25 protein-coding genes and 1 tRNA gene are annotated in these 25,496 nt (G+C 70.9%); 12 read left to right on the top strand and 14 right to left on the bottom strand.

Features of this window, described 5'->3' with window-relative positions; translation table 11 throughout:
* Nucleotides 1–5: 5 nt before the first annotated feature.
* Nucleotides 6–1,244 carry a sensor histidine kinase gene (locus B7W94_RS09735; RefSeq protein ID WP_253247422.1) on the top strand — a complete coding sequence of 413 codons (1,239 nt, stop codon included), beginning with the start codon at nt 6–8 and terminating at the stop codon, nt 1,242–1,244.
* Entirely contained in the window at nt 1,241–1,909 is a 669-nt protein-coding gene (locus B7W94_RS09740; protein ID WP_085606212.1) for a response regulator, read from the top strand. Before B7W94_RS09735 ends, B7W94_RS09740 begins: the two co-directional genes overlap by 4 nt.
* Before the next feature lie 7 nt (nt 1,910–1,916).
* On the opposite strand, the gene B7W94_RS09745 is transcribed toward B7W94_RS09740, so the two are convergent.
* The 3 genes from B7W94_RS09745 to B7W94_RS09755 all read right to left on the bottom strand — a co-directional run bounded on the left by B7W94_RS09745 (nt 1,917) and on the right by B7W94_RS09755 (nt 4,129).
* Entirely contained in the window at nt 1,917–2,870 is a 954-nt protein-coding gene (locus B7W94_RS09745) for an aldo/keto reductase (RefSeq protein ID WP_085606487.1), read from the bottom strand.
* A gap of 193 nt (nt 2,871–3,063) precedes the next feature.
* Nucleotides 3,064–3,136: transfer RNA gene (locus B7W94_RS09750), tRNA-Thr, on the bottom strand.
* 42 nt (nt 3,137–3,178) lie between these two features.
* A complete protein-coding gene (locus tag B7W94_RS09755; RefSeq protein ID WP_025104315.1) occupies nt 3,179–4,129 on the bottom strand; it encodes a DsbA family protein in 951 nt (316 codons plus the stop codon).
* A 228-nt stretch (nt 4,130–4,357) separates the two neighbouring features.
* On the opposite strand from B7W94_RS09755, the gene B7W94_RS09760 reads away from it, so the two are divergent.
* Both B7W94_RS09760 and B7W94_RS09765 read left to right on the top strand, forming a co-directional pair.
* Nucleotides 4,358–5,461 (top strand): ABC transporter ATP-binding protein, encoded by a 1,104-nt coding sequence (locus B7W94_RS09760; RefSeq protein WP_025104314.1) that lies wholly within the window; start codon nt 4,358–4,360, stop codon nt 5,459–5,461.
* Between the two features lie 77 nt (nt 5,462–5,538).
* The gene (locus B7W94_RS09765; protein ID WP_025104313.1) at nt 5,539–6,840 is read left to right on the top strand and encodes a DUF4032 domain-containing protein; all 1,302 of its coding nucleotides are present in this window, start codon (nt 5,539–5,541) and stop codon (nt 6,838–6,840) included.
* A 36-nt stretch (nt 6,841–6,876) separates the two neighbouring features.
* Here B7W94_RS09765 and B7W94_RS09770 read toward each other — a convergent pair whose 3' ends face one another.
* The 5 genes from B7W94_RS09770 to B7W94_RS09790 form a co-directional block, all read right to left on the bottom strand.
* Complete coding sequence (locus B7W94_RS09770; protein ID WP_060921926.1) at nt 6,877–7,518, bottom strand: NAD(P)-dependent oxidoreductase; 642 nt, start codon at nt 7,516–7,518, stop codon at nt 6,877–6,879.
* A 15-nt stretch (nt 7,519–7,533) separates the two neighbouring features.
* A complete protein-coding gene (rlmB, locus tag B7W94_RS09775) occupies nt 7,534–8,538 on the bottom strand; it encodes a 23S rRNA (guanosine(2251)-2'-O)-methyltransferase RlmB (RefSeq protein WP_025104311.1) in 1,005 nt (334 codons plus the stop codon).
* Entirely contained in the window at nt 8,531–9,937 is a 1,407-nt protein-coding gene (cysS, locus tag B7W94_RS09780) for a cysteine--tRNA ligase (RefSeq protein WP_085606214.1), read from the bottom strand. Before cysS ends, rlmB begins: the two co-directional genes overlap by 8 nt.
* A 9-nt stretch (nt 9,938–9,946) precedes the next feature.
* Entirely contained in the window at nt 9,947–11,194 is a 1,248-nt protein-coding gene (gene ispD / locus B7W94_RS09785; protein ID WP_085606216.1) for a 2-C-methyl-D-erythritol 4-phosphate cytidylyltransferase, read from the bottom strand.
* A 68-nt stretch (nt 11,195–11,262) separates the two neighbouring features.
* Nucleotides 11,263–11,745 (bottom strand): CarD family transcriptional regulator, encoded by a 483-nt coding sequence (locus tag B7W94_RS09790; RefSeq protein WP_025104308.1) that lies wholly within the window; start codon nt 11,743–11,745, stop codon nt 11,263–11,265.
* Between the two features lie 134 nt (nt 11,746–11,879).
* On the opposite strand from B7W94_RS09790, the gene B7W94_RS09795 reads away from it, so the two are divergent.
* Nucleotides 11,880–12,350, top strand: a complete 471-nt coding sequence (locus B7W94_RS09795) for a hypothetical protein (RefSeq protein WP_025104307.1) — start codon at nt 11,880–11,882, stop codon at nt 12,348–12,350.
* Nucleotides 12,351–12,408: 58 nt separating this feature from the next.
* Here B7W94_RS09795 and B7W94_RS09800 read toward each other — a convergent pair whose 3' ends face one another.
* Both B7W94_RS09800 and B7W94_RS09805 read right to left on the bottom strand, forming a co-directional pair.
* Nucleotides 12,409–13,092 carry a response regulator transcription factor gene (locus B7W94_RS09800; RefSeq protein ID WP_025104306.1) on the bottom strand — a complete coding sequence of 228 codons (684 nt, stop codon included), beginning with the start codon at nt 13,090–13,092 and terminating at the stop codon, nt 12,409–12,411.
* Entirely contained in the window at nt 13,089–14,312 is a 1,224-nt protein-coding gene (locus B7W94_RS09805) for a sensor histidine kinase (protein ID WP_025104305.1), read from the bottom strand. The genes B7W94_RS09800 and B7W94_RS09805 overlap by 4 nt, the downstream gene beginning before the upstream one ends.
* 213 nt (nt 14,313–14,525) lie before the next feature.
* On the opposite strand from B7W94_RS09805, the gene phoU reads away from it, so the two are divergent.
* Nucleotides 14,526–15,224 (top strand): phosphate signaling complex protein PhoU, encoded by a 699-nt coding sequence (phoU, locus tag B7W94_RS09810; protein WP_025104304.1) that lies wholly within the window; start codon nt 14,526–14,528, stop codon nt 15,222–15,224.
* Between the two features lie 80 nt (nt 15,225–15,304).
* Here the strand turns inward: phoU and B7W94_RS09815 are convergent, their stop codons facing one another.
* Nucleotides 15,305–16,054 (bottom strand): phosphoglyceromutase, encoded by a 750-nt coding sequence (locus B7W94_RS09815; RefSeq protein ID WP_085606218.1) that lies wholly within the window; start codon nt 16,052–16,054, stop codon nt 15,305–15,307.
* 59 nt (nt 16,055–16,113) lie between these two features.
* Here B7W94_RS09815 and B7W94_RS09820 point away from each other — a divergent pair, with 59 nt between their 5' ends.
* Entirely contained in the window at nt 16,114–16,935 is an 822-nt protein-coding gene (locus B7W94_RS09820; protein WP_085606220.1) for a class I SAM-dependent methyltransferase, read from the top strand.
* A gap of 15 nt (nt 16,936–16,950) precedes the next feature.
* Here the strand turns inward: B7W94_RS09820 and ygfZ are convergent, their stop codons facing one another.
* From ygfZ to B7W94_RS09835, 3 genes are all read right to left on the bottom strand, one after another.
* Nucleotides 16,951–18,066: a CAF17-like 4Fe-4S cluster assembly/insertion protein YgfZ gene (gene ygfZ / locus B7W94_RS09825; RefSeq protein WP_085606222.1), complete on the bottom strand. Its 1,116-nt coding sequence runs from the start codon at nt 18,064–18,066 to the stop codon at nt 16,951–16,953.
* 12 nt (nt 18,067–18,078) lie between these two features.
* Entirely contained in the window at nt 18,079–18,681 is a 603-nt protein-coding gene (locus tag B7W94_RS09830) for an FABP family protein (protein WP_025104300.1), read from the bottom strand.
* Nucleotides 18,682–18,828: 147 nt separating this feature from the next.
* Nucleotides 18,829–19,119 (bottom strand): hypothetical protein, encoded by a 291-nt coding sequence (locus tag B7W94_RS09835; protein WP_062636289.1) that lies wholly within the window; start codon nt 19,117–19,119, stop codon nt 18,829–18,831.
* 74 nt (nt 19,120–19,193) lie between these two features.
* Here B7W94_RS09835 and B7W94_RS09840 point away from each other — a divergent pair, with 74 nt between their 5' ends.
* The 5 genes from B7W94_RS09840 (at nt 19,194) to pstC (ending at nt 25,495) form a co-directional block, all read left to right on the top strand.
* Complete coding sequence (locus B7W94_RS09840) at nt 19,194–19,877, top strand: winged helix-turn-helix transcriptional regulator (protein WP_025104297.1); 684 nt, start codon at nt 19,194–19,196, stop codon at nt 19,875–19,877.
* Between the two features lie 45 nt (nt 19,878–19,922).
* Entirely contained in the window at nt 19,923–22,091 is a 2,169-nt protein-coding gene (locus B7W94_RS09845; protein WP_025104296.1) for an RNA degradosome polyphosphate kinase, read from the top strand.
* On the top strand, nt 22,088–23,074 hold the full coding sequence (locus B7W94_RS09850; protein ID WP_025104295.1) for an NUDIX hydrolase: 987 nt from the start codon (nt 22,088–22,090) through the stop codon (nt 23,072–23,074). The genes B7W94_RS09845 and B7W94_RS09850 overlap by 4 nt, the downstream gene beginning before the upstream one ends.
* Nucleotides 23,075–23,301: 227 nt before the next feature.
* Nucleotides 23,302–24,405, top strand: coding sequence for a phosphate ABC transporter substrate-binding protein PstS (locus B7W94_RS09855; protein ID WP_085606224.1), 1,104 nt, complete (start codon nt 23,302–23,304; stop codon nt 24,403–24,405).
* Between the two features lie 106 nt (nt 24,406–24,511).
* A complete protein-coding gene (gene pstC, locus B7W94_RS09860) occupies nt 24,512–25,495 on the top strand; it encodes a phosphate ABC transporter permease subunit PstC (protein WP_060923075.1) in 984 nt (327 codons plus the stop codon).
* Nucleotide 25,496: the final 1 nt, after the last annotated feature.

Genomic DNA, 25,496 nt, shown 5'->3' on the forward strand with positions numbered 1-25,496 from the left:
ACCGGGTGCCGACGAAGCGACGCGGAACGGACACGGTCCGGGAGGACGAGGGGCTGCGGCTCCCTCGTCCTCCCGGCGTGTTCCGGCGTTTCTGGGCGCGCCATCCCGTCCTCGCCGACGTCCTGCTCACCCTGCTCTGCATCGTCCTCACGATCACACCCGCCGCGCGCATCGACGATGCCGACCGCGGCCCCGTCGGGCTCGTGCTCGCCGCCCTGCTGCCGCTCTGCGTGGTCGCCGCCTCCGCCACCCTGCTCTGGCGCCGACGGAAGCCGTGGCTCCCGGCGATCGCGGCGATCCTGCTCGACGTCTTCCTCCTGTTCACCGCGCTGCCGGGGAGCAGCCCGCTGCTGCTGTTCGCCGGCTACTCCCTCGCCGTCTACCGTTCCACCCGTGCCGCGTGGACAGCTTTCGGCATCGGCGTCGCCGCCAGCGCCTCCGGAGCCGGGCTCCTCCTCTGGTCCGGCATCTTCACACTCCAAGAGGCGGTCAACGCCCTGCTCGGCACGGTCGTGCTCGGCCTGATCGGCACCCTGATCGGCGCGAACGTCGGCAACCGGAAGCGCTACCTGGACGCCGTCATCGACCGCTCCCGGCAGCTCCTCGTGGAGCGCGACCAGCAGGCGCAGCTCGCCGCTGCGGCGGAGCGGGCGCGGATCGCACGCGAGATGCACGACATCGTGTCGCACTCCCTGACCGTGGTCGTGGCGCTGTCCGAGGGAGCGGCCGCCACCCCGGACCGCGAACAGGCGCGCGCGGCGGCCACCTCTGCGGCGGACACCGCCCGCAGCGCGCTCACCCAGATGCGGGCGATGCTCGGGGTGCTTCGGGACGACGACGCCCCGCTCCTCCTCGCGCCGGTCTCGCCCGCATCCCCGCAGGAGACCGTCGCGGCCGCGCAACGGACCGGGTATCCGGTGACCCTCGCCACCACCGGCCACGCGGACGTCTCGTCCGACGTCGCCCACGCGCTCGGCCGGATCGTGCAGGAGGGGCTGACGAACGCGATGCGGCACGCGCCGACCGCGACCGCCGCATCCGTGCGACTCGAGTACACGCCCGCGTCCGTGGTCGTCGAGATCGTCAACGACGGCGTCGCGGGCTCTCCGGGCGAGGGAGGCTTCGGTCTCCGGGGTCTCCAGGAACGCGCCGCCCACGTCCACGGCACACTGGAGTCGCGGCCGGACGGTGCGGGCCGATGGATCCTTCGCGCCGTGCTGCCGACAGAGGAGGAGAACAGATGACATCACCCATCCGCGTGCTCCTGGTCGACGACCAGGAGCTGATCCGCCTGGGGTTCCGCATGGTCCTCGAGGCGGAACCCGACATCGTCGTCATCGGGGAGGCCGCCGACGGGAGGGCGGCGATCGCGCAGAGCGCCGCACTCGCCCCCGACCTCGTGCTCATGGACATCCGGATGCCGGAGCTCGACGGGATCGCGGCGACGACCGCCATCGTCGGCGCGCATCCCGAGACGAAGGTGCTTGTCCTCACGACCTTCGATCTGGACGAGTACGCCTTCGGCGCGATCCGGGCCGGTGCCAGCGGGTTCCTCCTGAAAGACGCCCAGCGCCAGGAGATGCTCTCCGCCGTCCGTGCCGTCCATCGCGGAGACGCCGCGCTGGCGCCGCGGGTGACCCGCGTGCTGTTGGAGCACGTCGGCTCGCAGCTCGGAGCCAGCGCTCTCGACGAGGTCGACGACGCCGGGTACCGCTCCCTGACCGAACGCGAGCGCGAGGTGTTCATCGCGATCGGCCAGGGGCTCACGAACGCCGAGATCGCGGCGTCGCTCTACGTCGGCGAGTCCACGGTGAAGACGCACGTCGGGCGGATCCTGGCGAAGCTCGGGGCGCGGGACCGGATCCATGCCGTGATCCTCGCCCACCGGCTCGGCCTCGTCGGTCGGTGAGAGCGGGTCAGCCCTGCGGCGGCGTCCAGGCCGACACGCGGTTCAGGCGCTCGACCTCCTCGGACGACAGCTCCAGCCGCGCTCCGGCGAGCAGATCCGGCACCTGATCCACCGTCCGGGCACTCGCGATGGGCGCGACCACGGTCGGCTGCGCACGCAGCCAGGCCAGGGCCGTCGCGGCGACCGAGGCGCCGTGCGCTCCGCCGATCTCGTCCAGCGCGTCGATGATCCGAAGTCCCGCCTCGGTGGCGTACTTCGCAGCGCCGGCGGCCCGCGGAGACCCCTCTCCCCCGGCGTCCGTCGATCGGTACTTGCCGGTGAGGAAGCCACTCGCCAGCGCGTAGTACGGCACGAGGCTCAGCCCGAACTCCTCGGCGACGGGGATGATGGTGTCCTCGACGTCGTTGCGGTGCACGAGGTTGTAGTGCGGCTGGACGGCGACCGGTCGCGCGACGCCGAGGCGGTCGGCGATGTCGATCCACTGCCGGATGCGGTCGGCGGTGTAGTTGGACACCGCCACGTGCCGCACGAGCCCGTCCGTGACGAGGGCGCCGAACGCCTCGACCGTCTCCTCCAGCGGCACGGACTCGTCGTCGAAGTGGGCGTAGTAGAGGTCGATCTCGTCGACGCCGAGGCGAGCGAGCGACGCCTCCGCCGCGCGGCGCACGTTCCCCTCCGAGAGACCGCGGAAGGCGGGGTGCTGGCTGACCTTGGTCGCGACGACGACGCCCTGGGGCTTCCGCGCCGCGAGCCACGCTCCGATGATCGTCTCGCTCTCGCCGCCCTCGTTGCCGGGCACCCACGCACTGTAGGAGTCCGCCGTGTCGATGAAGTCGCCACCCCCGTCGACGAAGGCGTCGAGGACGGCGAAGGAGGCGTCACGGTCGGCCGTCCAGCCGAACACGTTGCCGCCGAGGGCGAGGGGGAAGACGTCGAGGTCACTGGAGCCGATGCGGGTCATGTTCGAGACAACCGCGACGAGCGGCGCGAACATTCCCGCGGTGACGCGAAAAGATGCGCAGGTGGCCGGGGCGGGGTGCCGACCACCTGCACCTCAGTAACATAACACCCTCCGAAGTGATACGCGATATGCGGGCGCGCGACAACGCGCCACGCAGAGGCGCCGCGATCACGCGGAGGGGTCCGTCAGAGAGAGCCGACTACGGGACTCGAACCCGTAACCCCCGTATTACAAGTACGGTGCGCTACCAATTGCGCCAAGTCGGCGGATGCCATCACAGCTTAGCGATGGCCGGGACGCTCGACGGACTACTTCGCCGGCGCCGAGGTGGCGGTCGGGGTGGGCGTCGGAGACGTCGACTCGTAGTAGGCCTCGCTGGCGACGGACATGACGAACGTCGACAGCTCCTGCGGGTCGTCCAGCGCCCCGACGTACGCCTCGCCGTTCACGACGATCATCGGGGCGGCGGTGAGCACGAGGTCGTCGGAGCCGGGGAGCGGCCCCTCGAGCGCGCGGGTCGTCGCCTCCTTCGCCCAGCTGACGTAGTCGCCGTCCTGGATGCACGAGCGCACGGTCTTGGCGTTGTCCACGCCGACGGCGCCCGCGAGGTTGGCGAGCTCCTCGTCGGACATCCCGTCGCTGCCCACGTCGGGCTGGTCGTCGAGGAGGTCGTGGTTGAACGCGTAGAACTGGTCCGGCGAGTGCGTCGCCACGCAGGCGGCGGCCGCGGCGGAACGCAGCGAGTACTTCGTGCCGTTGGAGCTGGCGGTGAGCAGAGCGACCGGGTGGTAGCTGACGGTCGCGGCGCCGTCCTCGATCCACTGCGCGAGCAGACGGGCGTTGGCGCGCTCGAACTTGCCCGCGTCGGGCGAGAGGTAGTCGACGTAGACGTGCACCTCGACGGCGCCGGCCGCGGACGGCTCGGGCGACGGCGTCTCGCTGGCGCCGGCCTCACTGGGCTCGGGGTCCGGCGTGGGGGACGCGGTGCCGGCGATCGCGGCGGAGGCGATGTCCGTCACCACGACGCCGTCCGCCTCCATGCCGCTCGGGCTGAGCTGCGGCTTGGACGTCTGCGAGGTCACGGCGAGCGTCACGGCGGTCCCGATCGCACCGACCGCGATGATCGCGACCGCACCGATGATGATCCGTCGCATGAGACGCGCCCGCGACTGCTGGGCGTGCACCTTCTGTGCCTTCTCCCGCACGGCCTCGCGCGAAGTGCGAGGGGCGGGGACGTTCGGCGTTTCGTCGCTCGACATCGTTCCTCTTGAGTCTCAGGGGGTCCGGGTTGGCCCCGACCACCGTCGGGCGGTGATCGCCGCTGCGCACGGCCGGGTTCGATGCTAACCAGTGAGGCTGAGAAATACCCAGGTGCGGCCGTTCGTGCCATACTGATCCCGACCCGATGGAGGGTCACGGCGGGTCGCTCCGCCGCTTCATTCACTACGGATCGTCCGGCACGTACCTGCCGGTGAAGGAGAAACACGATGGCATCTGTGACTTTCGACGAGGCCACCCGCCTGTACCCCGGCGGCACCCGTCCGGCTGTCGACAAGCTCAACCTCGAGGTGGGAGACGGCGAGTTCCTCGTCCTGGTCGGTCCCTCCGGTTGCGGTAAGTCCACCTCCCTCCGCATGCTCGCCGGCCTCGAAGAGGTCAACTCCGGCCGCATCCTCATCGGTGACCGCGACGTCACCGACGTGCCGCCGAAGGACCGCGACATCGCGATGGTGTTCCAGAACTACGCGCTGTACCCGCACATGACCGTCGCCGAGAACATGGGCTTCGCGCTCAAGATCGCCGGCGTCGGCAAGGAGGAGCGCGCCGCGCGCGTGCTCGAGGCCGCGAAGCTCCTCGACCTGGAGCAGTACCTCACCCGCAAGCCAAAGGCACTCTCCGGTGGTCAGCGTCAGCGTGTCGCCATGGGTCGCGCCATCGTGCGTCAGCCCCAGGTCTTCCTCATGGACGAGCCGCTGTCGAACCTCGACGCCAAGCTCCGCGTCCAGACCCGCACGCAGATCGCGTCGCTGCAGCGTCGTCTCGGCGTCACCACGGTCTACGTCACGCACGACCAGACCGAGGCGCTCACGATGGGTGACCGCATCGCCGTGCTCAAGGACGGTCTGCTCCAGCAGGTCGGCTCCCCGCGCGACCTGTACGAGAAGCCGAACAACGTGTTCGTGGCCGGCTTCATCGGCTCCCCCGCGATGAACCTGTTCAGCGCCGACCTCGCCGACGGCGGCGTGCAGTTCGGCACCGAGGTCGTGCCGCTGGACCGCGACACGGTCGGCCGCGCGTCGGGCTCGCAGGTCACGGTCGGCGTCCGCCCCGAGGACATCACGGTCGGCCCGGCCGACGGTCGCGGCCTCTCGGTCGTCGTCGACCTCGTCGAGGAGCTCGGCGCCGACGGCTACCTCTACGGCCACACGGAGATCAACGGCAAGCGCACCGACCTCGTCGCCCGCGTCGACGGCCGCAACCACCCGAACGCCGGGGAGACCGTCACCCTTGCCGCGAACCCGGGTCACGTGCACGCGTTCGACCTCGAGTCGGGCGACCGCCTGAACGACAAGCCGGTCGTCTCGGCCTGATCGGACACTCCACCGCGGCGCGGGCTGACTTCGGTCGCCCGCGCCGCGTCGTTTCCCCGGCACCCTCAGGAGCCCCCATGCAGGAATCCCTCCGGATCACCGCCAAGACGGTCGACCCCGGTCTGCTCGCTCTGCCCTGGTCGACGCCTCTGGAGAAGTGGCCGTCCGAGCACATCGTCTCGCTGCCCAAGGGCCTCTCCCGCCACCTCGTGCGCTTCGCGGATCTCTCCGGGCGCGTGGTGGCGGTGAAGGAGACGACGACCGAGATGGCGCGCCGGGAGTACGAGATGCTCGGCAACCTATCGCGACTCGACGTGCCGTGCGTGGAGCGCGTCGCGGTGATCGCGGGGCGCACCGACTCGTCGGGGGCGCCGCTCCCCGCGGCATTGGTCACCTCGCATCTGCGCTTCTCGATGCCGTACCGGGCCCTCTTCACCCGGGTGCTCCGCCCGGACACGGCCACGCGCCTCGTCGACGCGCTCGCCCTGCTGCTCGTGCGTCTGCACAACGTGGGCTTCTACTGGGGAGACGTCTCGCTCTCGAACACGCTGTTCCGCCGGGATGCCGGGGCGTTCGCGGCGTACCTCGTCGACGCGGAGACCGGCGAGCTGCACGAAGAGGGCCTCACCGACGGTCAGCGCGCCTACGACCTGGACCTCGCGCGCACGAACATCGCGGGGGAGATCATGGACCTCGCCGCGGGCGGCCGCCTGGAGCATGGGGTCGACGCCGTCGCCATCGCGGACGGCATCGTGTCGTCCTACCGCTCCCTCTGGGCCGAGCTCACCGCGCAGGAGTCCTTCTCCGCCGCCGAGACGTGGCGCATCACGGAACGTGTCGAGCGGCTCAACGCCCTCGGCTTCGACATCGACGAGATGTCGATGTCGACGACCGCCGACGGCACGGTCGTGGAGATCCAGCCCAAGGTCGTCGATGCCGGGCACCACCAGCGCCGACTCATCCGCCTCACCGGTCTCGACGTCGAGGAGAACCAGGCCCGGCGGCTCCTCAACGACCTCGACGAGTTCCGTGCCCGCTCCACCAAGCAGTGGGCGGACGAGGAGATGTACGCGCACGAGTGGCTCACGCGCGTCTTCGAGCCCGTCGTCCGCGCGATCCCCTACGACCTGCGCGCCAAGCTGGAGCCGGCCGAGGTGTTCCACCAGGTGCTCGAGCACCGTTGGTACCTGTCGCAGGCGCAGGGACGCTCGGTCGCCCTCGCGGAGGTGCTGACGAGCTACATCAACGATGTGCTCCGCCACCGGCGCGACGAGGCCACCATCATGGGGCCGCCGACCGAGACGATGGGCCTCCCCGTCGTCACCGGCACGCTCGCGCTCGGCGACGACGACGAGGTGGACTGGCGCGACCTCGTCTGAGACCGTGCCCGCCGGTCGGCGCCGCGCCGGGCGGCGTCAGTAGCCGACCGTGAACCGCTCACGGTGGTGGTTGCCCTGCTCGATCTCGTCGACGATCGCGACGGCGAAGTCCGCCCCGGAGATGTACGACTTCCCGTCCTCGTCGCGGACGAGGACGTCACCGCCGTCCCGGTAGTGTCCGGTGCGCTCCCCCTCGGCCCACGGCCCGAAGACCTCGGCAGGGTGCACGAAGAACCAGTCCAGGCTCTCCGCGGTGCGCTCCAGGAGCGCGAGCGAGTCGATGCCGACCTGCGCCTCGTGCTTGTACTCCTCGGGGAACCCCTGATCGAACAGTCGGGGGCCACCGGGCGCGACGAGGCTGCCGCCCGCGCCGCCCACGACCCCGAGCCGGGTCTCGGTGCCGTCGAGCAGCGCGACCACGTTCGTCAGCGCCTCGAGGACACGGTCCTCCATGTCACCGCGCGGCGAGAGCGCGGAGACCACGGCATCGGCACCCGCGAACGCCTCGGTCAGCGTCGCGGGGTCGAGCGCGGACCCCTGCACGTACGCCGCACCCGCGACCGGATCCGCGGGGGTCGAGCGCGAGATGGCGACGACCGCGTGATCGCGGCTCACCGCCTCCGCGACGATGTGGCGCCCGGCGTAGCCGGTTCCTCCCAGGACGATGATGCGGGCCATGCGTGTTCCTCTCGGTCAGTCCGCGGCGCGGACGGTCGCGACCTGGTACAGCGCGACCGAGGCCGCGATGCCGGCGTTCAGCGACTCGGTCGCCGCGGAGATGGGGATGGAGACGATCTGGTCGCAGGTCTCGGTCACGAGGCGGGACAGGCCCTTGCCCTCCGAGCCCACGACGATGACGACGGGACGGTCCGCCAGCTCCAGCGCGGGCAGCGAGACGTCGCCGTCACCGTCGAGTCCGAGCACGAACACGCCCTGCTTCTTGAACTCCTTGAGCTGCGTGGTGAGGTTCGACGCCAGGGCGACCGGGATGCGCGCCGCCGCGCCCGCACTCGTCTTCCACGCCGCGGAGTTCACACCGGCGGAACGGCGCTGCGGCAGGATGATGCCGTGGCCGCCGAACGCCGCCGTCGAGCGGATGATCGCACCGAGGTTGCGCGGGTCCGTGATGCCGTCGAGGGCGACGAACAGCGGCGTCTCGCCGCGGTCGATGACCTGCTCCAGGAGGTCCTGCGGGTGCGCGTACTCGTACGGCGGCACCTTGAGGGCGACGCCCTGGTGCACGCCGTCGAAGCCGGCCATGCGGTCGAGCTCCTGGCGGGTGACCTCGAGCACCGGGATGTCGCGGTGGGTCGCGATCGACAGCATCTCCTTGACGCGGTCGTCCATCTCGACGCGCTGCGCGATGTACATCGCCGTCGCCGGGATCTTCGCGCGCAGCGCCTCGAGCACGGAGTTGCGGCCGGTGACCGTCTCGGTGTCGGTGGTGTTGTCCTTCGACCGGGCGCTGCGGTTCGGGTTGCCGCCGGACGCGGGGCGCCCACCGGGCTTGCCCTTGCCGCCCGCAGCCGCGTAGCGCTCGGCCGCGGCCTTGCGCTTACCCGCGGGGTGCCACGCGCGGTCCTCCGCCTTCGGCGTGGGCCCGCGCCCCTCGAGCGCCTTGCGCCCGAGACCGCCGGTGCCCTTGGTCGGGCCCTTCTTGTTTCCCTTGCTCGCGCCGGGGCGCCCTGGCTTAGCCATCGATACTCCAATGAGTTCCGGCCGGAGTGTCCTCCAGCGTGATTCCTGCGGCGGCGATCGCGTCACGGATGCGATCCGCCGCCGCCCAGTCCTTCTCCGCGCGCGCGGTGGCGCGCTGCGCGATCATCTCCTGCACCAGCGCGTCCAGCGCTGCTGCCTGCGCGCCCCCGGCGGCGCCGGATTCCGTGCGCGGGTCCAGACCGAGGATCCCGGTCATGGCGAGCACCGCCCGCGCCGCCTCCAGGGCCGTGCCGGTGTCGCCCGCGTCCAGCGCCGAGTTCCCTGCTCGAACGCTCTCGTGCACGACGGCCAGCGCCTGCGGCACGCCGAGGTCGTCGTCCATCGCCTCGACGAAGGCGTCGGGCAGGCTCCGTGCGTCCTTGGCACCGATCTCCTCGCCGGCCGCGCGGAATGCGCGGTCGAGGAAGGAGCGGATGCGGCCGAGCGCGGCGTCCGCCTCCGCCCAGGACGATTCCGAGAGGTCGAGGCTCGACCGGTAGTGCGCGGCGGCGAGGGCGTAGCGCACGACCAGCGGGTCCCGCTCCGCGAGCACGTCCCGCGCGAGGGTGAAGTTGCCGAGGGACTTCGACATCTTCTGGCCGTCGACGGTCACGAGGCCGTTGTGCACCCAGTAGCGGGCGAAGCCGTCACCCGCGGCCGTCGACTGCGCGAGCTCGTTCTCGTGATGAGGGAACCGCAGGTCGAGGCCGCCGCCGTGGATGTCGAACTCCGCACCGAGGTACCGCTTCGCCATGGCCGAGCACTCGATGTGCCAGCCCGGACGCCCCGGCCCCCACGGCGACGCCCAGGTCGCATCGGCGGGCTCGTCGGGCTTGGCGCCCTTCCACAGGGCGAAGTCCTGGGGGTTGCGCTTGCCCCGCGGGTCGGCGTCTTGCGCCGCCTCCATCGCGTCCACCGACTGATGGGTGAGATCGCCGTAGGACGACCAGGAGCGCACATCGAAGTACACGTCGCCCGACCCGTCGGGAGCGGGGTACGCGTGGCCCCGGTCGATGAGCAGCGCGATGAGCTCCTGCATCTGCGGGACGGAGGCCGTCGCCCGCGGCTCGTACGTGGGCGGCAGGATGCCGATGCCGGCGTAGGCGGCGGCGAACTCCTGCTCCATCCGATAGGCGAGCGCCCACCACGGCTCGGCGTCCGTGGCGTTGGCGAGCACCTTGTCGTCGATGTCGGTGACGTTGCGCACGAACGTCACGCGGCCGTGGCGGTGCGTCAGCCAGCGGCGCAGGAGATCGAAGCTCAGGGCCGCGCGGACGTGGCCGATGTGCGGGCCGGACTGCACGGTGGGTCCGCACACGTACATCGTGATGTTCTCGGGATCGAGAGGCACGAAGTCGCGCAGCAGCTGTGCGCGGGTGTCGTAGAGGCGGAGAGTCACCGCTCAAGCCTACTCGGCGGGCGCTGAGAGACCCTGCTCCGGTCGCGGGATGACGATCGCGACGGCCGTGACCGCGATCCCCTCGCCCCGTCCGGGGAAGCCGAGGCCGTCGGTCGTCGTGGCCGTCACGGCCACCGGAGCGCCCCCGAGCGCCGCCGACAGAGCAGCCTCGGCCTCTCCGCGTCGTCCGCTGAAGCGCGGGCGGTTGCCCTGGAACTGCACCGACACGTTGCCGATCATGAATCCCGCCGCCGACAGGAGCTCCGCGGTGCGGGAGAGGAAGACATCGGCGTGCGCCCCCGCGTACTCCGGGTGAGCGGTGCCGAAGTGCTCACCGATGTCGCCGAGCCCGGCGGCGCCGAGCAGCGCGTCGACGATCGCGTGGGCGACCGCGTCCCCGTCCGAATGCCCGGAGAGCGCGGGCTCCCCCGGCCATTCCAGCCCGGCCAGCCACAGCGGCCCGTCGCCACCGAAGGCGTGCACGTCCGTGCCGATGCCCACGCGGGGTGCGCCCCCGACGGGAGTCGACGGCCGCGCCGCCGAGGAGGGCGATCCCGACGACGTCGCGACGAGGAGGCGGGCGCGCTCCAGGTCGGCGGGAGTGGTGATCTTGAACGAACGCTCGGAGCCCGGCACCAGGCGAACGGTGTTCCCGGCCGCGGCGAAGAGCGCGGCGTCGTCGGTGTACTCGGCACCCCGGGCGGTCGCCTCCGCGTACGCCGCTTCCAGCAGCGCGCGCGGGAAGCCCTGCGGAGTCTGCGCGGCCGCGAGCTCCGCACGATCCACGGCACCGACGACGAGACCGTCCGCGACGCGCTTGAGCGTGTCCACGACAGGCAGGCTCGGCACCGCACCGGCATCGGCGACCACGGCCGCCGCCACCGCGTCGATGACGCCGGGCGGCGTGAGGGCGCGCGCCGCGTCGTGCACGAGCACCGTCGTGACGTCCCCCCACAGGGCGGCGAGCCCCGCGGCGACCGACTCCTGCCGCGTCGCCCCTCCGGTGACCACGCGGCCCAGGTCGGCACGATCGCCGGCGGCCTCCCGCAGCTCCGTCTCCGCGTCGCCTTCGTAGCCTGCGGGCGCGACGACCACGACCTGCAAGGGCGCCGCCGCGAAGACGCCGTCGAGGGCGTGCCGCAGGATGGTGCGGCCGTCGATGCCGACGAACGCCTTGGGCGCTCCGGCCTCGAGACGGGTGCCGGAGCCGGCGGCGACGACGATGATCGCGGTATGCGGGACGGGGAGGATGCTCACAGCTTCACGTTACCGGCGGAGACGACAGAAGGCGGGTGCCGCAGCACCCGCCTTCCGTGAAGGACGTCTCAGGACGCGAGGACCTCGTCGAGCAGTGCGCCCGCCTTGTCCTCGTCGATCTTCTCGGCCAGGGCCAGCTCCGAGATGAGGATCTGCCGGGCCTTGGCCAGCATCCGCTTCTCACCCGCGGACAGGCCGCGGTCCTGGTCGCGGCGCCAGAGGTCGCGCACGACCTCGCTCACCTTGATGACATCGCCGGACGCGAGCTTCTCCAGGTTCGCCTTGTACCGGCGCGACCAGTTGGTGGGCTCCTCGGTGAACGGCGCGCGCAGCACCTCGAACACGTGGTCGAGGCCCTCCTTGCCGATCACGTCGCGGACGCCGACGAGGTCGACGTTCTCGGCCGGGACCTCGATGATGAGATCGCCCTGCGTGACGTTGAGCTTCAGGTATTTCTTCGTCTCGCCCTTGATGACGCGTTCCTTGACCTCGATGATGGTCGCAGCGCCATGGTGCGGATAGACGACGGTCTCGCCAACCTCAAAAAGCATAAAAACATGTCCTTTCGGCAACCTCAAGGATACCACAGGGGATATGCGCTAAGGTTCGCGCTTCCTGTTCCCAGCGGCTCCTCGACTTACCCATAGAATGGGGAGGGATATCCCGTCGGACCTCAGGAGGACCCGTGAAATCGCGCCTTGTCGCGTCTGCCGCCATCAGCGCCCTCGTTCTGCTCGGCGCGACCGGGTGCACGTTCATCACGCCGCAGTCGACGAAGATCGAGTACGCGGCCTCCGACGGCGTGAACGTGTCGGACGAGGACGGCCCCATCGCCGTCCGGAACGCCCTCATCATCGCGAACGAAGACGGCACGGCCGGGAACTTCGTGGGCGCGGTCGTCAACCCGACGCAGGACCGCGCCACCCTGACGGTCTCCCTCGAGGGCGGCGAGCCGTTCATGATCACCGTGCCCGCCGGCGGATCGGTCAGCCTCGGCGCCGACCAGGAGCCGGTGGAGATCGTCGGCCTCGACACCATGCCCGGCGCCACCGTCGCGATGCACTTCCAGTCCGGCGACTCCGCGGGTGTGACCACGCAGGTGCCCGTCCTCGACGGCACCCTGCCGTACTACTCGGACCTCGCTCCGCAGGACTGAGTCCGCAGACAGACAAGAGAGGCCGGCACCCACGGGTGCCGGCCTCTCTTGTGTGCGGTCACCCCTCGAAGCGATACCCCAGGCCGCGGACGGTCACCAGCATCACCGGTTCGCTCGGGTTCTCCTCGATCCGCGAGCGGATGCGCTTGATGTGCACGTCGAGCGTCTTGGTGTCGCCGAAGTAGTCACTCCCCCACACCCGGTCGATGAGCTGGCCGCGCGTGAGCACCCGGCCGGAGTTGCGCATCAGCACCTCCAGCAGCTCGAACTCCTTCAGCGGCATGTTGATCTGCTCGCCGGCCACCGCCACCGTGTGCCGATCGATGTCGAGCGAGACGCGCCCGCCCTCGAGCACCCGCTCGTCGAGCTCGGCCTCCGCCTGCACCACCCGCCGCAGCACCGCCCGCATCCGGGCGAGCAGCTCCCGCGACGAGTACGGCTTGGTGATGTAATCGTCCGCGCCGAGCTCGAGCCCCACGACGATGTCGACCTCGGAGTCCTTCGCCGTCAGCATGATGATGGGCACGGCCGACGTGGACCGGATCTGCCGGCACACCTCGGTCCCCGGCATGCCGGGCAGCATGAGGTCGAGCAGCACGATGTCGGCACCGCGCTCCCGGAACGCCGTCAGCGCACCGGGGCCGTCCTCGGCGATCTCCACCTCGTAGCCCTCGCGGCGCAGCAGGTAGGCGAGCGGGTCGGCGAGGTCGGGCTCGTCTTCGACGAGAAGGATGCGGGTCATGCGGTCTCTCCGTTTCGGACGCGCGTCGCCCCGGTGGCGGGGACGGCCTTGCGCGCGCGCTTCTTCTTGCTCTTCTTGCCCTGCCCGGTGTTCGCGGGGGCGTCGATCCGGGGCAGGCGGATGGTGAACGTGGACCCGCGGCCCGGGCGCGACCACAGCCGCACCTCTCCTCCGTGCCGCTGGGTGGCGTGCTTGACGATGGACAGCCCGAGGCCGGTGCCGCCGGTGCGCCGGGAGCGGGCCTCGTCCGCGCGGTAGAACCGCTCGAAGATGCGCTCGCGGTCGGCCTCCGCGATCCCGATGCCCTGGTCGGAGACGGCGATCTCCACGACGTCGTCGTCGGCCTTCACCCCGACGCCCACCCGGGAGCCGCGGGGCGAGTAGACGATGGCGTTGGCGATGAGATTGCCGACGGCCTCGATGAGGATCTGTGCGTCGCCGCGGACCCAGACGCCGCGGTCTCCACCGCGGGCGAGCTCCACACCGGCGGAGTCGGCCTGCACGACGTGGGCTTCGATCGAGGAGGCGATGACCTCGTCGATCGAGACCGGGGCGACCTCGGTCAGCCCGTCCTCCGCCTGCAGCCGGGACAGACTCATGATGCGTCCGGTGAGCTGACCGAGACGGCCGGCCTCCGCCGAGATCCGCGACGCGAATGCCCGCACCTGGGCGGGGTCGTCGGCGGCGGACTCGATGGCCTCGGCGAGCAGGCTCACGGCCCCGACGGGCGTCTTGAGCTCGTGGCTCGTGTTGGCCACGAAGTCACGGCGCATCTGGTCGAGGCGCTCCTGCTCGGTCACGTCGCGGATGATGAGGAGCACGAGGCGCGTGCCGATGGCGCTCGCCCTGGCCGACACGAGGCGGGGGTCGAGGCTGAGACCGCCGCGGGTGATGCGCAGCGACTCGGTCGCCGTCTCCCCCGTCGACCGGACGCCCCGCACGAGTTGCCGGAGCTCCGGATTCTCGAGCGTCGATCCGACCTCGATCCCGAACCGTGCGGCGGCTTTCGACGTGGCGAGCACGAGGCCGGAGACGTCGACCACGCACGCGGCGTCGTCCATGCTGCGCAGCACGTCGGTGATCCCGGGCGGGATCGCCATCGACGTCTCCTCCTCCGCCCGCGCCCGCGCCCGATACGCCCAGACGACGAGGAGCGAGAGGCCCACCCCGATCGCCAACCCGATGGCGAGGGAGGACAGCGCGAGCTGCGGCAGGGTCATGACTCCAGCGTAGAGCGCGTTCACCGTCGATCCGGCGGGTTTCCGCGCCATCCCGGGGAGCGGAGACGTACTATTCACTCGCTGGGCACCGTTCGTTAACCTTCGGAGCAGACAATCGCTTCAGGCCTGCGCGCGCGCAGTGCTCTCCCCGCGGACGCCCGCCGCCCCGCGCTGGACCGTCAGCCGGGATCCGAATGAAAGGTTGCGCCCACCATGCGCGAAGTCTTCCACCAGTCCCTCGAGGACCTGCAGTCCCGCCTCGTCGAGATCGCCGAGCTCGTCACGGTCTCCATCGACAAGGCGACCCGCGCGTTCGCCACGAGCGACGTCGCGCTGGCCGAGGAGGTCATCGCCGACGACGCGAAGATCGACGAGCTCGCCGTCGCGCTGGACGAGCAGGCCATCGAGATCCTCGCCCGACAGCAGCCGGTCGCGCGCGACCTCCGGATCGTCGTCACGGCGCTCCGCGTCAGCGCGTCCCTGGAGCGGATGGGCGACATGTCCGAGCACATCGCCCAGCTCGCCCGCCTGCGCTTCCCGGAGCGCGCGATCCCGAAGGGCCTGAAGGGCACGTTCGTGAAGATGGGCGAGCTGGACGTGGAGATCTCCCGCACGCTCACGGAGCTCCTCCGCACCCAGGATCTGAAGTTCGCGGACGCGATCCGCAACGCCGATGACGACGTCGACGAACTGCACGCCAGCGTCTTCGAGAAGGTGCTGAGCGACAACTGGAAGGGCGAGGCCGTCGCCACGGTCGACGCGACACTCGCCAGCCGCTACCACGAGCGGTTCGCGGACCACGCGGTCGCCGTCGCCAAGAAGGTCGTCTACCTCGCGACGGGCGACTGGCACGTCGAGGAGGAGGACATCGCCCTCGCGGTGGAACAGCAGGAGCAGCTCGGCCACGCCTGACCGAGACCCCGCCTTATCGTCGAGACCCCCTGCTGCAGTCGCCTGCGGCAGGGGGTCTCGACGTGAAACCGGGGTCTCGGTTACTTCTTGCCCTGGGCGGCCACGGCCGCGGCACCGGCGGCGGCGGCCTCCGGGTCGAGGTACCGGCCGGGACTGGTCGGCGCGTTGTTCTCGTCGAGCTCGTACACCAGCGGAATGCCGGTCGGGATGTTCAGGCCGGCGATGTCGTCGTCGCTGATGCCCTCGAGGTGCTTGACGAGGCCGCGCAGCGAGTTGCCGTGCGCGGTCACGAGGACGGTCTTGCCGGCTTCCAGATCGGGGACGATCTCCGCGTCCCAGTACGGCAGGAGGCGATCGATGACGAGCTTGAGCGACTCCGTGCGCGGCACCTCGCCGTCGATGCCCTCGTAGCGGGCGTCACCCACCTGGCTGAACTCGCTCGCGTCGTCCAGCGGGGGCGGCGGCACGTCGAACGAGCGGCGCCACAGCTGGAACTGCTCCGGACCGAACTCCTCGAGCGTCTGTGCCTTGTCCTTGCCCTGCAGCGCCCCGTAGTGGCGCTCGTTGAGCCGCCAGGAGCGCTTCACCGGGATCCACAGCCGGTCGGCGGCGTCCAGCGCGATGTCGGCGGTCTGGATCGCCCGGCTCAGCAGGGACGTGTGCAGCACGTCGGGCAGGATGCCGGACTCGGCGAGCAGCTCACCGCCGCGACGGGCCTCGTTCTTGCCCTGCGCGGTCAGGCGGACGTCCACCCAGCCGGTGAAGAGGTTCAGTTCGTTCCACTCGCTCTGGCCGTGGCGGAGCAGGATCAGGGTGCGCTTCGCAGTCATGTCGCCAGTTTATCCGGGGCGCGGAGCGGGCACAGCGGCGGAGGAGGGAGGATGGACGCATGGCGTCATCTCCCCTCGGTCGGCCAACCCGCGGCACGACAGGGACGAACCGGCTGCGTCGGAACGACCGGTGGATCGCCGCCTCCCCCGCCTTCCGACGCGCGCCCGACCCCCTCGTCGTCGACCTCGGTTTCGGGGCGAGCGGGGTGACCGCGTTCGAGCTGGCCGCCCGACTGCGACGCGTGCGGCCGGACGCGGAGGTGCGCGGTCTGGAGCTCGACCCGGACCGGGTGGCCACCGCGGAGCAGCAGCTCGCCGAGGTCCAGGCCGGCCGCACGCCCTTCCCTGCCGACCTCCGCGTCTCCTTCGCCCGCGGCGGGTTCGAGGTGCCGCTCCCGGGCGGTCGTCGGCCCGCCGTCATCCGGGCGATGAACGTCCTGCGGCAGTATGACGAGGCCGAGGTCGCCGCCGCCTGGCGGACGATGGCGCACCGCCTCGCGCCGGACGGGCTCCTGGTGGAGGGCACCTGCGACGAGATCGGGCGCGTGGCGAGCTGGGTCGATGTCGATCCCGGCGGCACGCCGCTCCGCTTCACCGTCTCCCTCCGCCTGCGCGGGCTCGAGGTCCCGAGCATCGTGGCGGAGCGGCTGCCCAAGGCCCTCATCCACCGCAACGTCCCCGGCGAGCGCATCCATGCGCTGCTCGTCGACCTGGACCGGGAGTGGGAGCGCGCTGCTCCCCTGTCGACCTTCGGGGCCACGCAGCGCTTCCTCGCCGCGGTGACCGCGCTGCGCGCGCAGGGCTGGCCTGTGCAGGGCGGGCGGAGCCGCTGGCGACTGGGCGAGCTCACCCTGCCGTGGGACGCCGTGGCACCGGCCTGACCAGGGTCCGGTGTCTCAGACCCCGGCGTCGCGGGGATCGGGCGCCGTGGGTCGGCGGGACAGCCGCGTCAGGCGCGGGATGTCCGCGGTGGCGCCGGCGTCGGCCGGGACGATGATCTGCTGGGACGCGGCGATGTCGATCCCCTCGGCCCGGACGACGAGATCGCCGATCGGGGCCCGACGGGACAGGAGAGCGAGGGCGATCGGCCCGTCCTCATGATGCCGCGCGGAGGAGGTGATGTGCCCGACCTCATCATCGCCCGCGAACACGGGGGCTCCGGGTTCCGGAAGCACGGCGTCGCTGCCGTCGAGCTGGAGCAGTGCGAGCCGCCGCGGTGGATGACCGAGGTTGTGCACCTTCGCGACGGTCTCCTGCCCGCGGTAGCAGCCCTTGTTCAGGTGCACGGCGCTGCGGAGCCAGTCCGACTCGTGCGGCAGCGATCGCTCGTCCACCTCGGCCGCCCACCGCGGACGCCAGGCGGCGATGCGCAGAGCCTCGGCGGCGAGGAGACCGGCGGCGTCCTCCCGCTCGAGCTCCGCGGCGAGCGCCCGCGCCGCCGTCTCGGGCACGATGCCGACCCGCCAGGCGAGGTCGGCCCCGGGGTGCGCGGCCACGTCGGCGTACTGATGGCCGCCGACGGCGACCTGCTGCCACGGGTCGACCCAGATCCGCGCGTCATCGAGGCCGCGCACGCGCTCGGCCGCGGGACCGCCGTCGACGAAGCCGAGCAGCGCGAGGTCGGGGCGCAGCTCGACCGTGGCCTGGGTGCGGAACTTCATCCGCGTCAGCCACGTCGCAAGCCCCTCGGCATCGCCGGCATCCGCCAGGAGCCAGGTCGAGGTGCCGTCGTCGAGGACGCCGGCCGCGTGCTCCACCCGTCCCTGCGGATCGAGGACGAGGAGCTCGGTGCTCTCCCCCGCGCGCAGGCGACCCACCGCCTGCGACGTGATGGAGTCGAGCCAGGGGAGGCGTTCGGGACCGGACACCTCGATGACCGTCCGGTCGTCGAGGGGCGCGATCGCCGTTCCGGCCGCGAGGCGGCGCTGCTCCCGGAACGGATCACCGAAGTGGGCGATCCCGCGCTCCCCCGCTGTCGCGCCGGGGACGCCGTCGAAGACGCTGGTGCTCACCGTGTGCTCCGTTCAGACGCGGGCGAGACGCGCCGAGGCGTGCGCCCGCAGAGGTGTGCCGAGGGCGGCGATGTCCCACGCCCACAGCAGGTGCCCGTCGACGAGTCCGTACATCCGCGAGGCGGAGCCGTAGTCCTTGGCACCGGCGCCGCGCACGATCGCGTCCGACGCGAGGTCGACCCGCGGTCCGTTGATCTCGCCGAGGTAGTACTCGAGCATGCCGTCCGAGCGCGCCAGCGACACCTCGAGCGGGAACGCGCCGTTGTCCGACCGCAGCGCCTCCACGTCGTCGACCGTGCGGGTGACGGGGGTCGCCGTCGGCGGCAGCAGCGCCGGTCCCGCGTCGGTCGCCGCGGCCGGACGCGCCAGACGCCAGAAACCGGACTCGGCGGTCAGCGGGACGGCGGGCGCACCCTCGTCACCGACGAAGGTCGCCGTGGCCGCGTAGTTGAGGAACGGTCCCCCGTCGTGGCTGAAGCTGACGCGATGCGTGAACTCGCCCTGCAGACGCTCCTCGCCGACCGGGTAGTCGATCACCCCGGAACCCTCCCACACGCCGATGAGCCACGCCAGCGGGGCGAGGTCGGCGGGAAGGTCGGTGGGGAGTTCGATCATGTCGTCAGCGCTGGCCGCGGAAGAGGTTGCGCAGCACCACGGCCGACACGAAAACGATCGCGAGGCTCGCCAGGCCGAGCAGGCCGATGAAGAAGATTTCGAGCGCCATGATGTCCATGACCTCCACCTTACCCCCGGCGATCCGGGTCAGGAGGGGATGAGGGCGGCCAGGCCGAAGCCGACCGAGATGATCCCCATCAGCAGCAGCGCACCGGTCACGCTGCTCGCGACGCGGAAGATGAAGCCCTGCGTGCGCCCGTACCAGAGCTGCACGGCGAAGGACAGCAGCACCACCGCCCCGAAGCCGACCAGCATCCAGGGGATGCGCCACTCCTCCGGAGCGAAGATCCCGATGACGATGCTGCCGACGAACGCGGTCGCCCAGACCGCGATGACGCCGGTGAAGGCGTTGCGGGGCGCGAGTGCCGGTTCTGACATGTCTCCATTCTTGCGCATCGGTGGCCGCTATCATGGCGGCACGGCGTCGATCCCCCCGCCGGTGAGGAGTGCGCGTGGCCCTGGTGCTGGTTCTGACCAATGCTCCGCTCTCGGAGCAGGTGCTGCCCGCCCTCGAGCTGCTGAGCCATCGCACGCGGCAGATCCCGGCGGAGCCGGCGCAGCTGATCAATGCCCCGGAGTACGACATCGTGATCGTCGACGGCCGCCACGACCTCGTCGGGGCGAAGTCGCTGTGCCGACTGCTGCGGGCCACCGGACAGGACGCGCCGCTCCTGCTCGTGGTGACCGAGGGCGGCATGAGCGCACTGTCGGGCGAGTGGGGCATCGACGACGTCCTGCTGGCGACGGCCGGTCCCGCGGAGATCGACGCACGCGTGCGTCTGGCGCTCGCGCGACGGGACGAGGTCGCCGAACCGGCGCGCGTGCAGGCCTCCGGCGTCACGATCGACGAGCAGTCCTACTCGGCCAAGCTCCACGGGCGGCCGCTGGACCTCACCTACAAGGAGTTCCAGCTCCTGCACTTCCTCGCCACCCACCCGTCCCGGGTGTTCACCCGCGAGCAGCTGCTCAGCGAGGTGTGGGGGTACGACTACTTCGGCGGCACCAGGACCGTCGACGTGCACGTGCGACGGCTCCGCGCCAAGCTCGGCGATCAGGAGCAGATCATCGGCACCGTGCGCAACGTCGGGTACCGCTTCAACGTCTACGAGGACGACAGCCTGGTCGGCTCGCGCTGACCGCCGTTCACACGCCCGACACCTGCCGGTGCTTAGATGTACCCCATGATCGATCCCGCACTCGCCGACGCCGGACTCGGTGACGCCGAAGACGACGACTTCGACGACGCCGTCGAGGCGCCGGACTCGCAGCTCCCCGACCATCGCTACCTGGACCGCGAGCTGAGCTGGCTCGCGTTCAACCAGCGGGTGCTCGAACTCGCGGAGGACCCGTCGCTGCCGGAGCTGGAGCGGGCGAACTTCCTGGCGATCTTCGCCAGCAACCTCGACGAGTTCTTCATGGTGCGCGTGGCCGGTCTCAAGCGGCGCATCATGACCGGTCTCGCCGTGCCCACCAACATCGGGCGCTCCCCCGTCGACGCCCTCGCCGACATCTCGCGGGAGGCGCACGCCCTCCAGCTCCGCCACGCGGACGCCTGGACGAAGCTCGTCCGCCCCGCCCTCGCCGACTCCGGCATCGAGATCACGGAGTGGTCGGATCTCACCGACGACGAGCGCAGCGCGCTGTCCGACTACTTCGGCGCGCAGGTCTTCCCGGTGCTGATGCCGCTGGCGGTCGACCCGGCGCACCCGTTCCCCTACATCTCCGGACTCTCCCTGAACCTCGCCATCCGCATCCGCAATGCGCGGACCGGCCGCCAGGAGTTCGCGCGCCTCAAGGTGCCGCCCATGCTGCCGCGCTTCGTCGAGGTGCCGTCCACCGGCGAGATCAAGCGCTTCCTCCGGCTCGAGGAGCTCATCGCCAACCACCTCGGCGACCTGTTCCCCGGCATGGAGGTGCTCGACCACCACGCGTTCCGCCTCACCCGCAACGAGGACGTGGAGATCGAGGAGGACGAGAGCGAGAACCTCATCCAGGCACTGGAGGCCGAGCTGCTGCGCCGCCGGTTCGGCCCGCCGATCCGGCTCGAGATCACCGACGACATGGACGAGGTCACGATGGACCTCCTCGTGCGCGAGCTCGACATCACCGACCAGGAGGTCTACCGCCTCCCCGGGCCGCTCGATCTGCGCGGCCTCTTCGATCTGTCGCGCATCGATCGCCCCGATCTGCGGTACCCGCCGCACCTCCCCACCACCGCGGTGGCCTTCCAGCCGACGGGCTCCAACACCCGTGCGGACATCTTCAAGGCGATCCGGAAGTCCGACGTGCTCGTGCACCACCCGTACGAGTCCTTCACCACGAGCGTCCAGGCGTTCCTGGAGCAGGCCGCCCGCGACCCGCACGTGCTCGCCATCAAGCAGACGCTGTACCGGACGTCCGGCGACAGCCCCGTCGTGCAGGCCCTCATCGACGCCGCCGAGGCCGGCAAGCAGGTGCTCGCGCTCGTCGAGGTGAAGGCCCGCTTCGACGAGGCCAACAACATCGTGTGGGCGCGCAAGCTCGAGAAGGCCGGCGTGCACGTGGTGTACGGCCTCGTCGGGCTCAAGACCCACTGCAAGCTCGCCCTCGTGATCCGCGAGGAGGAGGGCAGGCTCCAGCACTACTCGCACGTCGGCACCGGCAACTACAACCCGAAGACGAGCCGCATCTACGAGGACTTCGGTCTGTTCACCGCCGATGCCCAGGTCGGCAAGGACCTCACCCGGCTGTTCAACGAGCTCAGCGGCTACGCGATCGAGAAGAAGTTCAAGCGTCTGCTCGTCGCCCCGCTCCACCTCCGCAAGGGCCTCGTGCGGCTGATCGACGCCGAGCGCCGGATCGCCGAGTCGGGCAAGCCCGCGCACATCCGCATCAAGGTCAACTCGATGGTCGACGAGGAGATCATCGACGCCCTCTACCGCGCCAGCGCCGCAGGGGTGAAGGTCGACGTGTGGGTGCGCGGAATCTGCAGCCTGCGGCCCGACCTCGACGGGATCAGCGACAACATCACCGTCCGCAGCATCCTCGGCCGCTACCTCGAGCACTCGCGCATCTTCACGTTCGAGAACGATGGCGACCCGCAGGTGTACATCGGCAGCGCCGACATGATGCACCGCAACCTCGATCGGCGCGTCGAGGCCCTGGTGCGGGTCACCGACCCCGCGCATCTCAAGGAGCTCACCGCCTTCTTCGACCTGGCGATGGATGACCGGACCTCGTCGTGGCACCTCGGCCGCGACGGCGTGTGGGAGCGCCACGCCGTGGATGCCGACGGCAAGCCGCTCACCGACCTGCAGGATAAGACCATGGGGATGATCCAGCGACGTCGTCGGGCACGGGCGGTTCGATGACGGCGCGGCAGGTCCAGCTCCCGCCGTCCGCGGCCGACGCGAAGTGGGCGGACAAGGCCGTGTACGCGGCCGGCGCCGTCGTGTGGCGGCTGGTCGACGGCAAGCTGCGGATCCTGCTCATCCATCGCACGAAGTACCGCGACGTCACCCTCCCGAAGGGAAAGGTCGACCCGGGCGAGATGCTCGCGGAGACCGCCGTCCGTGAGGTGCACGAGGAGACCGGCATCCGCGTGGCCCTCGGCGTGCCGGTCGGGATCAGCCGCTATCACCTCGCGTCCCGCAAGCAGAAGGTGGTGCACTACTGGGCTGCCGAGGCGACGGACGCCGCGATCCGCGCGTCGACCTTCGTGCCCAACCGCGAGATCGCCGCCCTCGAGTGGGTCAGCGTGAAGAAGGCCCGTGCCGCGCTGAGCTACCCCGTCGACCTCGAGATCCTCGATGCGTTCGCGGCCCTCGTCGACGACGGCGTGCTGCGGACCTTCCCGGTGATCGCCCTCCGGCACGCGAAGGCCCTTCCCCGTTCGGAGTGGGACAAGGCGGACGCGGCCCGGCCGCTCACCGACCGCGGGAAGCGCCAGGCCAAGGCCATCGTCGGACCGCTCCGCGCGTTCGGGGTGCGCAAGATCGTCACCAGCGACGCGGTGCGCTGCGTGCAGACCGTCACGCCGCTCGCCAAGGCCCTGGACCGCAAGCCGGTCCTCACCGAGAAGATCAGCCAGGACGCCTGGGAGGACGGCGTCGCCGATCTCCGCTCCGTCGTCGGCCGCCGCATCCGCGCCGGCAAGCCCGCCGTGCTCTGCAGCCACGGCCCGGTGCTGCCTGCGCTCCTCTCGGAGATCGCCCTCGCGACCGGCACCGTGCACGGCTCGTACGTCGGCAGCGCCGCCGATCTGGAGACCGGCGCGTTCTCCGTGGTGCACGTCTCGGCGACCAACCCCGGCTCCGGCATCATCTCGATCGAGACCCACGCCCCCAAGGTCTGATCGTTCCCGTCGTTCGAGTCGCGCACTTCGCTGCATCTCGGCCGGGGATGGCGCAAATCGGGCGATTCGAAACGGAGGGGGCCGCGCAGTGACGGGGATCGGCTCCAGAGAGTCGCCGGTCGTTCACCTGCCGTTCACCTGCGCGGGAGAGTCTCGTTAACCGTCGCCCCTAGCGTCACTGTGTGCCCTGCACCGGGCCCCACCCCTCCAAGATCGAAGGATCCACAGTGAAGATCTCCCGAATCGCACGAATCGGCGCCATCGGCGCCGTCGCCGCTCTCGCCCTCGCCGGCTGTGCCGCGAACGAAGGCGGAGCCGGCGGCTCCAGCGAAGAGCCCTCGGAGTCCACGCTCTCCGGCACGATCGACGCGACCGGCGCGTCCTCGCAGACCGCAGCCCAGGAAGCCTGGGTCGCCGCCTTCCAGACCGCCAACCCCGACGTGACGGTCAACTACGAGCCCACCGGCTCGGGCACCGGCCGCGAGAACTTCCTCGAGGGCGGCAGCAACTTCATCGGCTCGGACCGCGCGTTCAACGACGAGGAGCTCGCCGCCGGCGGCTTCGGCGCCTGCACCACCGACGACATCGTCGAGGTCCCCCTCTACATCTCCCCCGTCGCCGTCGCGTTCAACCTCGAGGGCATCGACACGCTGAACCTCGACGCCGCCACGATCGCAGGCATCTTCGCCGGGACGATCACCAACTGGAACGACGAGGCCATCGCCGCCCTGAACGACGGCGTCGAGCTCCCCGACCTGGCGATCTCGCCGGTGCACCGCTCCGACCCCTCGGGCACGCAGGAGACGTTCGCCAAGTACCTCAGCGCGACGGCCCCCGACGTCTGGACCTACGAGGTCTCCGACGAGTGGCCGATCCAGGGTGGCGAGGCCGCTCAGGGCACCTCGGGCGTGAAGCAGGCCCTCACCGCCGGCAACGGCGCGATCGGCTTCCTCGACGCCTCGCAGGCGGACGGCCTCGGCCAGGTCGCCGTGGGCGTCGGCGAGGACTTCGTCTCCTACTCGGCCGAGGCCGCCGCGAAGCTCGTCGAGGGCTCGCCGCTCGCCGAGGGCCGCGGCGAGGGCGACCTCGTCTTCGACGTCGACCCGGCCGCCGCCGCGGACGGCGCCTACCCGATCGCCCTGGTCAGCTACCTCATCGGCTGCGAGCAGTACGAGGACAGCAACGTCGCGGAGCTCGTGAAGGAGTACTTCACGTACATCGCGAGTGCCGAGGGCCAGGACGCCGCCGCCGAGAACGCCGGCAGCGCCCCGATCTCGGACGGCCTGCGCGAGCAGGTCCAGGCCGCGATCGACCTCATCCAGGTCGGCTGATCCTGCCGATCCACTGACGACGGTGCCCCCGCGTCCCCGAGCGGGCGCGGGGGCTCCGCCAGGTCAGCACCCGATCCATCTCCACCCGGCCCGAAACAGGGAGATCATGAGCACGACCGCGCAGGAGCCGACAACGGCACCGGCACCGACACCGGCGCCGCCCACACCGATCAAGGCCAAGCAGCGCCTCGGCGACCGGGTCTTCTCCGGCACCGCGCTGGCCGCCGGCATCATCATCCTGATCGTGCTGGCGCTCGTCGCCGCCTTCCTCATCATCCAGAGCCTGCCGGCCTTCCAGCTCGACACCACCGACAACCACATCCTCCGGGGCGAGTCGTTCTGGGTGTACGTCTGGCCGCTCGTCTTCGGCACCCTCTGGGCCTCGTTCATCGCCCTGCTGATCGCCGCCCCGATCGCCATCGGCATCGCGCTCTTCATCTCGCACTACGCCCACCGCCGGCTCGCGTCGTTCCTCGGCTACATCATCGACCTGCTCGCCGCGGTGCCCTCCGTGGTGTTCGGCCTCTGGGGCGGCCTCGTGCTCGCCCCCATGCTCCAGCCGATCTACGTGTGGCTCAACGAGAACGCCTCGTGGGTGCCGTTCTTCGGCGGTCAGGTCTCCGCGACGGGCAAGACGATCCTCACCGCCGCCCTCGTCCTCGCCGTGATGTGCATCCCGATCATGACCGCCATCTGCCGCGAGGTCTTCCTGCAGACCCCCAAGCTCCACGAGGAGGCGGCCCTCGCCCTCGGCTCCACGCGCTGGGAGATGGTCCGCATGGCCGTGCTCCCCTTCGCGCGCGGCGGCATGGTGTCGGCGGCGATGCTGGCCCTCGGCCGCGCGCTCGGCGAGACGATGGCCGTGACGATGGTGCTCTCCCCCTCGGCGGTCGTCAGCTTCCTCGTGCTCACCGCCACGAACCCCACGCCGATCCCCGCGAACATCGCCCTCGCCTTCCCGGAGGCGCACGGCACCGGTGTGAACACGCTGATCGCGACCGGCCTCATCCTCTTCGTCGTGACCTTCGCGGTCAACGCGCTGGCGCGCTGGATCGTCGCCCGCCGCGCCGAGTTCTCGGGAGCGAACTGAC

The sequence above is a fragment of the Microbacterium sp. LEMMJ01 genome, assembly GCF_002114135.1.
GTDB lineage: Bacteria > Actinomycetota > Actinomycetes > Actinomycetales > Microbacteriaceae > Microbacterium.